This window comes from Betaproteobacteria bacterium (genome assembly GCA_016791345.1).
In the GTDB taxonomy this organism is placed as follows: domain Bacteria; phylum Pseudomonadota; class Gammaproteobacteria; order Burkholderiales; family JAEUMW01; genus JAEUMW01.
In genome coordinates this window covers 1-8,642 of sequence record JAEUMW010000340.1, presented here as the reverse complement: position 1 = coordinate 8,642, position 8,642 = coordinate 1, and the positions used below count along the sequence as shown (strand labels likewise).

Annotated in this window: 10 protein-coding genes; 2 read left to right on the top strand and 8 right to left on the bottom strand. The window is 66.8% G+C overall.

Features of this window, described 5'->3' with window-relative positions:
• Positions 1 to 140 (top strand): tRNA 2-thiouridine(34) synthase MnmA (gene mnmA / locus JNK68_13420; protein ID MBL8541356.1); only part of this gene is annotated, 140 nt, incomplete at its 5' end.
• Here mnmA and JNK68_13415 read toward each other — a convergent pair.
• Entirely contained in the window at positions 141 to 752 is a 612-nt protein-coding gene (locus tag JNK68_13415) for a glutathione S-transferase (GenBank protein MBL8541355.1), read from the bottom strand.
• Between the two features lie 143 nt (positions 753 to 895).
• On the opposite strand from JNK68_13415, the gene purB reads away from it, so the two are divergent.
• The gene (gene purB, locus JNK68_13410) at positions 896 to 2,263 is read left to right on the top strand and encodes an adenylosuccinate lyase (protein MBL8541354.1); all 1,368 of its coding nucleotides are present in this window, start codon (positions 896 to 898) and stop codon (positions 2,261 to 2,263) included.
• Positions 2,264 to 2,273: 10 nt separating this feature from the next.
• On the opposite strand, the gene JNK68_13405 is transcribed toward purB, so the two are convergent.
• The 7 genes from JNK68_13405 to JNK68_13375 all read right to left on the bottom strand — a co-directional run.
• Positions 2,274 to 2,915: a DedA family protein gene (locus tag JNK68_13405; protein ID MBL8541353.1), complete on the bottom strand. Its 642-nt coding sequence runs from the start codon at positions 2,913 to 2,915 to the stop codon at positions 2,274 to 2,276.
• Positions 2,916 to 2,930: 15 nt separating this feature from the next.
• Complete coding sequence (gene secF / locus JNK68_13400) at positions 2,931 to 3,866, bottom strand: protein translocase subunit SecF (protein MBL8541352.1); 936 nt, start codon at positions 3,864 to 3,866, stop codon at positions 2,931 to 2,933.
• Positions 3,867 to 3,887: 21 nt separating this feature from the next.
• Entirely contained in the window at positions 3,888 to 5,774 is a 1,887-nt protein-coding gene (secD, locus tag JNK68_13395) for a protein translocase subunit SecD (GenBank protein MBL8541351.1), read from the bottom strand.
• Between the two features lie 16 nt (positions 5,775 to 5,790).
• Positions 5,791 to 6,117 (bottom strand): preprotein translocase subunit YajC, encoded by a 327-nt coding sequence (gene yajC, locus JNK68_13390; protein MBL8541350.1) that lies wholly within the window; start codon positions 6,115 to 6,117, stop codon positions 5,791 to 5,793.
• Between the two features lie 66 nt (positions 6,118 to 6,183).
• Positions 6,184 to 7,293: a tRNA guanosine(34) transglycosylase Tgt gene (tgt, locus tag JNK68_13385; GenBank protein MBL8541349.1), complete on the bottom strand. Its 1,110-nt coding sequence runs from the start codon at positions 7,291 to 7,293 to the stop codon at positions 6,184 to 6,186.
• A complete protein-coding gene (queA, locus tag JNK68_13380; protein MBL8541348.1) occupies positions 7,290 to 8,318 on the bottom strand; it encodes a tRNA preQ1(34) S-adenosylmethionine ribosyltransferase-isomerase QueA in 1,029 nt (342 codons plus the stop codon). The genes tgt and queA overlap by 4 nt, the downstream gene beginning before the upstream one ends.
• Positions 8,319 to 8,467: 149 nt before the next feature.
• On the bottom strand, positions 8,468 to 8,642 hold a 175-nt coding region (locus tag JNK68_13375; protein ID MBL8541347.1), incomplete at its 5' end, for a glutamate--cysteine ligase.

Below are 8,642 nucleotides of genomic sequence, written 5' to 3'. Positions count from 1 at the left end.
TCGACGAGGAAGGGGTCGAAGTGGAATTCGCAGCGCCGCAGTGGGCGGTGACGCCGGGCCAGTCGGTCGTGCTCTACGAGAGCAAGGTCTGCCTCGGCGGCGGCATCATCGCCAGCAGCGACACCGCTGCCGCAGCGTGATCATGCCGCCGGCGGTGCGGTGTCGCGAAACGACGGACGCTTGAAGAGCTTCTCGGCGTGCGCGGCAAGGTTCGGATGGGTGCCGCGCCAGTCGAACTCGGGACGGCGCAGATCGAGGTAGCCGAGTGCGATGCCGACGGCGATGTCGGCAAGACCGTAGTTGTCGCCGCAGCACCAGTTCCGCTCCGCGAGATCTGCCGCCATCGTGGCAACGCCGCGTTCCATCTTCTGCGACTGGCGCTCGAGCCACGCCGCCTCCTGCCTGACCGCCGGGCGCCGCTGCTCGGCGACGATGGCAACCACCGCATCGCACACGCCGTCCGCCAGCGCTTCCCAGCGCTTGACCTGAACCCGCTCGCGGTTGATGTCGGGCAGGAGCCGCGACACCGGTGATGCGCAATCGAGATACTCGACGATCACGCGCGAATCGTAGAGCGACGAACCGTCCTCCATCACCAGGACCGGGATCTTCCCCAACGGGTTGAACTGCGGGACGCGGCTGCCGGGCTCGTTCGGCGCATCCTCCACGAACGCGCATTCGATGCGTTTCTCGGCGAGGACGACGCGCACCTTGCGCGTGTACGGACTGGTCCTGGTGCCTATCAGTTTCATGACGGATGATCACTCTGAAGTGAGTCCGAGTATAGCATCGCCCGCGCGCCAGGCATCCCGCACCGCCTCCGCTGCACGCCCATCGAGTGCGCCTCACCCCTGTGCTAACATTCCCGCGCACCGAAGGTCTTCCCATGCCGACGATTCCCGTCACGCCGCTCACCGCCCTGTCACCGCTCGACGGCCGCTATGCGCGCCAGCTGCACGCCTTGCGCCGCGACCTGAGCGAGTTCGGACTCATCCGTCATCGCATCGCGGTGGAGATCGCCTGGCTGCTGCAGCTCGCCGAGACGGCGGAGATCGACGGTATTCGCCCGTTCAGTTCCTCCGCACGAGCGACGCTGCAGGGCCTCGTCGAGACGTTCGCGGAATCCGATGCCGATCGGGTAAAGGCGATCGAGGGCGAGACCAACCACGACGTCAAGGCGATCGAGTACTGGCTCAAGGAGAAGGTCGCCGGCAACAGCGAGCTCGAGGACGCAGTCGGCTTCATCCACTTCGCGTGCACGTCCGAGGACATCAACAATCTCGCGTACGCGCTCATGGTGAGCACCGCGCGTGGCGTGCTCAGCGCAGAGATCGAGGCGCTGGAGCGCCGTCTGACGGAGCTTGCCCACCTGCACGCGGACCTGCCGATGCTCGCGCGCACCCACGGCCAGCCGGCCACGCCGACGACACTCGGCAAGGAGATCGCGAACTTCGTCTACCGCCTGCGCGAAGGCCGTGCGCGCATCGGGGCGGTAGCGATCCGCGGCAAGATCAATGGCGCCACCGGCAGCTATAACGCCCACCTCGCTGCGTATCCGGAAGTCGACTGGGAGGGGTTCGCGCGCCGGTTCGTCGAGTCGATGGGCTTGGAGTTCAATCCCTACACGATCCAGATCGAGCCGCACGACGGCTTGGCCGAACTCTTCGATGCACTCGCGCGCCTCAACACCGTCCTGATCGATCTCGATCGCGACATGTGGGGCTACATTTCGCTCGGCTATTTCCGCCAGCACGCAGTGGCGGGCGAAGTCGGCTCCTCGACCATGCCGCACAAGGTCAATCCGATCGACTTCGAGAACTCCGAGGGCAACCTCGGCGTGGCCAACGCTCTGCTGCGCCACCTCGCCGAGAAGCTGCCGGTGTCACGCTGGCAGCGCGACCTCACGGACTCGACCGTGCTGCGCAACGTCGGCGTCGCCTTCGGACACAGTCTGCTCGGCTACCGGTCGCTCGCCCGCGGACTCGCCAAGGTCGAGGCCGATCCCGTGCGTCTCGCCGAAGATCTCGACGACAACTGGGACGTGCTCGCGGAGGCCGTGCAGACGGTCATGCGCCGGTACGGCCTGCCGAATCCGTACGAGCAGTTGAAGGCGCTCACGCGCGGCAAGGGCGGCATCACCCCCGAGGCGCTGCGCGAATTCATCCAGAGCCTGGATCTGCCGGAAGCCGAGCGTGAGCGGCTCGCCGCGCTCACGCCGGCGACCTACCTCGGCAAGGCAGCGGAACTCGCGCGACGGATCTGAGCAGACGCGGTCAGGCGCCCGCCCGGCGGTGGCGCAGGTACTCGATGATGCCCGGCAGAATCGAAAGAAAGATGATGGCGAAGATCACGATCGTGAGATTGTTCTTCACGATCGGGATGTTGCCGAAGAAATACCCGGCGAGCGTGAGCGAGACGATCCACAGCACGCCTCCCGCCACGTTGTAGACGGTAAAGCGCCCCGGTTCCATCGCACCCAGTCCGGCCACGAACGGCGCATACGTGCGCACGATGGGCACGAAGCGGGTGATGATGATGGTTTTGCCGCCGTGCCGTTCGAAGAACTCGTGCGTGCGCTGCATGTATTCGGGCTTGAGCAATCGCGCCCCGCCCGACTTGAAGATGCGCGGCCCGAGGTAGCGGCCGATTGCGTAGTTCACCTGATTGCCGGCGATCGCCGCAATCGTGAGCAGCAGGATCAGCAGTCCGATGTCCAGCGCCCCGGCAGCCGCCAGCGCGCCGAGCACGAAAAGCAGCGAATCCCCGGGCAGGAAGGGCGTGACGACGAACCCCGTCTCCGCAAAGATCACGAGGAAGAGGATCGCGTACACCCACGTGCCATACGTCTGCGTGAGCTCCAGCAGGTGGTGGTCGAGGTGGACGACCAGGTCCCAGAACGTCGCGAAGAGTTCCACGGCGCGCGCTCGGGCTTAGACCGTCGCCCCGCCGGTCGTGTCCTTCTTTTCCGGCTTGACCAGATTCGACCGCGAGACGCCGAGCCACATCACGAGCGGCGCCGCCACCAGGACGGAGGAGTAGACGCCGAAGAGGATCCCGATGAAGAGCGCGAGTGCGAAGTAGTGCAGCGCGGGGCCGCCGAAGAGCAGCATCGACACCACCATCAACTCCGTCGAGCCGTGGGTGATGATGGTGCGCGACATCGTGCTGGTGATGGCGTTGTCGATGATCTGCGGCACGCTGGCCTTGCGCATCTTGCGGAAGTTCTCGCGGATCCGGTCGAAGATCACCACCGACTCGTTCACGGAATAGCCGAGCACCGCCAGCACGGCCGCCAGCACCGGCAGCGAGAACTCCCACTGGAAGAACGAGAAGAAGCCGAGAATGATCACCACGTCGTGCAGGTTGGCGATGATGCCCGACACCGCGAAGCGCCACTCGAAGCGCAGCGCGAGCCACGCCATGATGCCGACGCAGACGAACAGGAGCGCAAGCGCGCCGTCGGTGGCGAGCTCCTTGCCGACCTGCGGGCCGACGAACTCGACCCGCCGCAGTTCGACGTCGGCAGCATCCTGCTTGAGCGTCGCCATCACGTTCTCGGAAAGCTGCGCGCTGGAGACACCCTGCTTGAGCGGCAGCCGCAGCAGCACGTCGTGCGACGTGCCGAAGTTCTGCACGGATGCGTCCGGGAAGCCGAGGCGGTCCAGGGAGCCGCGGATCTTTTCGAGGTCGGCCGCCTGCGGGTAGCTCACCTCCATTACCGTGCCGCCGGTGAACTCGACGCTGAAGTGCAGCCCCTTGGTGGCGAGCGACGCCACCGCGAGCAGGAACGTGATCAACGAGATGACGTTGAACACGAGCGCATGGCGCATGAACGGGATGTCGCGCCGGATGCGGAAAAACTCCATGCTGGGTCCTGTCCCTGCGCTCTAGGGCGCGCTTGGCGCCGGCGTGCTCGGCGGGCCGGCGCGCTTGTGCCAGTCGGTGTCGCCGATGGCGAGCTTCTTCACCTTGCGGCCGCCGTAGATGAGATTGACCAGCGCGCGCGACACCACGACCGAGCTGAACATCGAGGTGACGATGCCGAGGCAGTGCACGACCGCGAAGCCGCGCACCGGTCCCGAGCCGAAGATGAGCAGTGCCACGCCGGCGATGAGCGAGGTGACGTTGGAATCGAGAATGGTGCCGAAGGCCCGCTCGTAGCCGGTGTTGATGGCCGCCTGCGGGGTGGCGCCGTTGCGGATCTCCTCGCGGATGCGCTCGTTGATGAGCACGTTGGCGTCGATCGCCATGCCCAGCGCAAGCGCGATCGCCGCGATGCCGGGCAGCGTCAGCGTCGCCTGCAGCATCGACAGCAAGGCCACCAGCAGGAGCACGTTCACCGCGAGCGCCACCACCGACACGACGCCGAACACCGAGTAGTACAGGCACATGAAGACGGTGATCGCGAGGAAGCCGTACAAGGTGGAATGGAAGCCCTTGCGGATGTTGTCGGCGCCCAGGCTCGGCCCTATGGTGCGCTCCTCGATGATCTCCATCGGCGCCGCCAGCGATCCGGCGCGCAGCAGGAGCGCGACGTCGTTCGCCTCGGTGGTGGTCATGCGTCCGCTGATCTGCACGCGCCCGCCGCCGATCTCCTGGCGGATCACCGGTGCCGTGACGACCTCGCCCTTGCCTCTCTCGATGAGCAGGATCGCCATGCGCTTGCCGACGTTCTCGCGCGTCACCTGCTGGAAGATGCGCGCACCGGCGCCATCGAGCGTGAGGTGCACCGCCGGCTCGCCGGTCTGACCATCGAAACCCGCCTGTGCGTCCGTGAGCCGGTCGCCAGTCAGGACCACCTGCTTCTTCACCAGCAGGGGCGAGCCGCCGCGCTCGGTGAAGAGCTCGGTGCCGAACGGCACATTGCCGGCCAGCGCCGCAGCGAGGTCGGCGTTGTCGTCGACCATGCGCACTTCCAGGGATGCGGTGCGGCCGAGGATGTCCTTCGCCTTGGCGGTGTCCTGCACGCCGGGCAGTTGCACCACGATGCGCTCCGCGCCCTGCTGCTGGATCACCGGCTCGGCGACGCCCAGCTCGTTGATGCGGTTGTGCAGGGTAGTGATGTTCTGGCGCACCGCGGCCTCCTGCGTCTTGCGCAGCGCCTCGGGCTTGAGCGTCATCCGGATCCTCGATTCGCCGGCATCCGTGGTCGTGGCCAGTTCGAAGTCGGTCTGCGTGTCCTTGATCAGGCGTTCACCCTTGTCGAAGGCCTCCTGGTCGCGGAAGCGGACCACGACGGAGTTGCCTTCCCGCGTGATGCCGCCGTGGCGGATGTTGCGATCGCGCATCTGCGTGCGCAGTTCGGTGGCCACACCGTCGAGCCGCTTGGTGATCGCCGCTTTCATGTCCACTTCCAGCAGGAAGTGGACGCCGCCGCGCAGGTCGAGACCGAGATACATCGGCAGCGCGCGCAGCTTGGTCAGCCACCCGGGCGTGTTCGACAGAAGGTTCAGCGCGACGATGTAGGAGGGATCCTTCTCGTCCGGATTGAACGTGCGGTTGAGCAGATCCTTGGCCTTGATCTGGACGTCGGTGTCGCGGAAGCGCGCCTTCACGCCGACGTTGTCGAGCACGATGCCATCGGCTGCGATGTCGCCGCTCTTGAGCGCGGTCTGCACGCGTTCGAGCAGCGCCGCGTCCGACTTCAGCGTCGCCTTCACCGGCGATATCTGCACCGCCGGCGCTTCGCCGAAGAAGTTGGGGAGCGTGTAGATGACGCCGATCAGAATCGCGATCGCGACGACCGCGTTCTTCCACAGCGGGTAACGGTTCATGCCCGGACCTTACCGATCAGAGGGACTTGAGCGTTCCCTTGGGCAGCAGCGTGGTCACCGCCGGCTTCTGGACGTGGATCTCGACATTGGGCGCCACCTCGAGGGTGACGTAGGCATCACCCACCTTGGTGACACGACCGACCGCGCCACCCGCGGTCACCACCTCGTCGCCCTTCTGCAGCGCCTCGAGCATCGCCTTCTGATCCTTGGCGCGCTTGGTCTGGGGGCGAATGATCAGGAAATAGAGGATGACGAACATCAGGATCAGCGGAAACAGGCTGATCCAATCCATGCCGGCCGGCCCAGCGGGAGCCGTTTGCGCGAAAGCCTGCGAGATGAACATGGGGTGCACTCTCCGAAGCCAGGGACCGGCAAGGCAATGGCCCGCCGCCCGTAAAAGCCCGCGATTCTAGCACGTCGCGGCAAGCGCCTGCTTGACCGCGGCAGCGTGCGCGTCGAGCCGGCGCGCACTGATCGCCTCGCGCAAGCCGGCCATGAGCTCGTGGTAGTAGTGCAGGTTGTGGATTGTGTTGAGGCGCGCGCCGAGGATCTCGCCGACCCGATGCAGATGATGCAGATACGCGCGCGTGAAATGCCGGCAGGTGTAGCAGGTGCAAGCCTCGTCCACCGGTGCCAGGTCCGTGCGATAGCGCGCGTTCCTGAGTCGGATCACGCCGTGCCGGGTGAAGAGCCAGCCGTTGCGTGCGTTGCGCGTCGGCAGCACGCAGTCGAACATGTCGATGCCCGCCTGTACCGCATCCACCAGGTCCGCGGGCGTGCCGACCCCCATCAGATAGCGCGGTCGATCCGCCGGCAGCAGCGCGGCCGTGTGCTGCAGGATGCGCATCATGTCGGCCTTCGGCTCTCCCACCGACAGCCCGCCGATGGCGTAACCGTCGAAGTCGATCGCCTGCAGCCCCGCCAGCGAGGCTTCGCGCAGATGCTCGAACATGCCGCCCTGCACGATGCCGAAGAGTGCGTTCGGATTGCCCGCGTGCGCACGTTTGCTCCGCTCCGCCCAGCGCAGGCTGAGCGCCATCGAATCGCGCGTCTGCCCCTCGTCCGCCGGATACGGCGTGCACTCGTCGAACACCATCACGATGTCGGCATCGAGCACGCGCTGGATGTGCATCGAAGTCTCCGGCGTGAGTAGCAGGCGGTCGCCGTTGACGGGCGAGGCGAAGCGCACGCCCTCCTCCGTGATCTTGCGCAGTTCGCCCAGGCTGAAGACCTGGAAGCCGCCCGAGTCGGTGAGGATCGGCCCGTCCCAGCCCATGAAGCGGTGCAGCCCGCCGTGCGCCTCGATGGTCTCGAGCCCGGGTCGCAACCACAGGTGGAAGGTGTTGCCGAGCACGATCTGCGCGCCGATGCTGCGCAGGTCGGCGGGGCTCATCGCCTTCACGCTGCCGTAGGTGCCGACCGGCATGAACGCCGGTGTTTCCACCTCGCCGTGCGGCAGCGCAAGTCGTGCGCGGCGGGCGCGACCATCCTGCGCGAGAACCTGGAACGCGAGACTCATCGCGTCTGCGCACGGTCGATCAGCATCGCGTCGCCGTAGCTGTAGAAGCGGTAACGCGCCCGTACCGCGTGCCGGTACGCCGAGCGCACCGCGTCGAGTCCGCCGAAGGCGGCCACCAGCATGAGCAAGGTGGAGCGCGGCAGATGGAAGTTGGTGACGAGACGGTCCACGGCGCGAAACCGGTATCCCGGCAGGATGAAGAGATTGGTCTCGCCGCGGCCCGCCTGCACTTCACCGTCGGGAGACGCCGCCTCCAGTGCGCGCAGCGTGGTCGTGCCGACCGCGATGACGCGCCCTCCCTGCGTCCGCGTCGCCTGGATCGCCGTGACCGTGGCCGGCGGGATGTCGTACCACTCGCTGTGCATCTGGTGCTCGCGCACGTTCACAGCCCGCACCGGCTGGAATGTTCCCGCTCCCACGTGCAGTGTCACCCAGGCCAGCGCGACCCCGTTCGCCTGCAGCGTCGCCAGCAGTGCCGGGTCGAAATGCAGGCCTGCGGTGGGCGCGGCGACCGCGCCCGGCATGCGCGCGTAGACGGTCTGGTAACGCTCCTCGTCGCACGGCTCCGGCGCGCGATCGATGTAAGGCGGCAGCGGCGTCGCCCCATGCTGTTCGAGCAGCGCGAAGACCTCGCTCTCGAAGCGCAGCCGAAAGAACCCGCCGAGCCGCCCGAGCACGGTCGCCCGCACGTCGTCCGCCAGATAAAGCACGCTGCCCTCGCGCGGTGGGTGACTCGCGCGGATCTGGGCGAGCGCATGCTCGCGATCGAGCACGCGCTCGATCAACACCTCGATGCTGCCGCCGGAGGCCTTGGTCCCGCGCAGCCGTGCCTTGATCACGCGCGTATCGTTGAGCACCAGCACGTCGCCGCGGCGAACGAGTTCCGGCAAATCACGGAACAGCCGGTCCGCCCACGCACCCGAGGTGCCGTCGAGATGCAGCAGGCGGCTCGCCGTGCGCTCGGCCTGCGGGTACTGCGCGATGAGTTCCTGCGGCAGGACGTAGTCGAAGTCGTCGAGGTGCATGCGGCGGCATTATAGTCGCCGCCCCGATGCGACCGACCCGCTCGGAGCGGTCAGCCTTCCGCGCGCAGCCGGCGTCGTCGACGCCGCAAGCAAGACGATGCAGCGATCATCAAAGGTCGCGATGCCTCACGCGCCCCGCGCCCGGGCAGTCAGTCGACGCCCAGCCGCTCCTTGGAGAGATAACGAAGACGGTACTCCTCGAACGGCAGCTCATCCGTCGCCTCGATCCTGCGCTGCTCCTCGATCGATTCCTGCGCGAGCCTGGCAAACCGTGCTTCGATCTCCGCGGGCAGCGGCGTACTGGTCAGAAGCTCGCGGTGCTCG

Bases quoted from the DNA above. Each gene is read 5' to 3' on its own strand.
- JNK68_13415 (MBL8541355.1), bottom strand. From the start codon at position 752: ATGAAACTGATAGGCACCAGGACCAGTCCGTACACGCGCAAGGTGCGC.
- secF (MBL8541352.1), bottom strand. From the start codon at position 3,866: ATGGAGTTTTTCCGCATCCGGCGCGACATCCCGTTCATGCGCCATGCG.
- secD (MBL8541351.1), bottom strand. From the start codon at position 5,774: ATGAACCGTTACCCGCTGTGGAAGAACGCGGTCGTCGCGATCGCGATT.
- yajC (MBL8541350.1), bottom strand. From the start codon at position 6,117: ATGTTCATCTCGCAGGCTTTCGCGCAAACGGCTCCCGCTGGGCCGGCC.
- tgt (MBL8541349.1), bottom strand. From the start codon at position 7,293: ATGAGTCTCGCGTTCCAGGTTCTCGCGCAGGATGGTCGCGCCCGCCGC.
- queA (MBL8541348.1), bottom strand. From the start codon at position 8,318: ATGCACCTCGACGACTTCGACTACGTCCTGCCGCAGGAACTCATCGCG.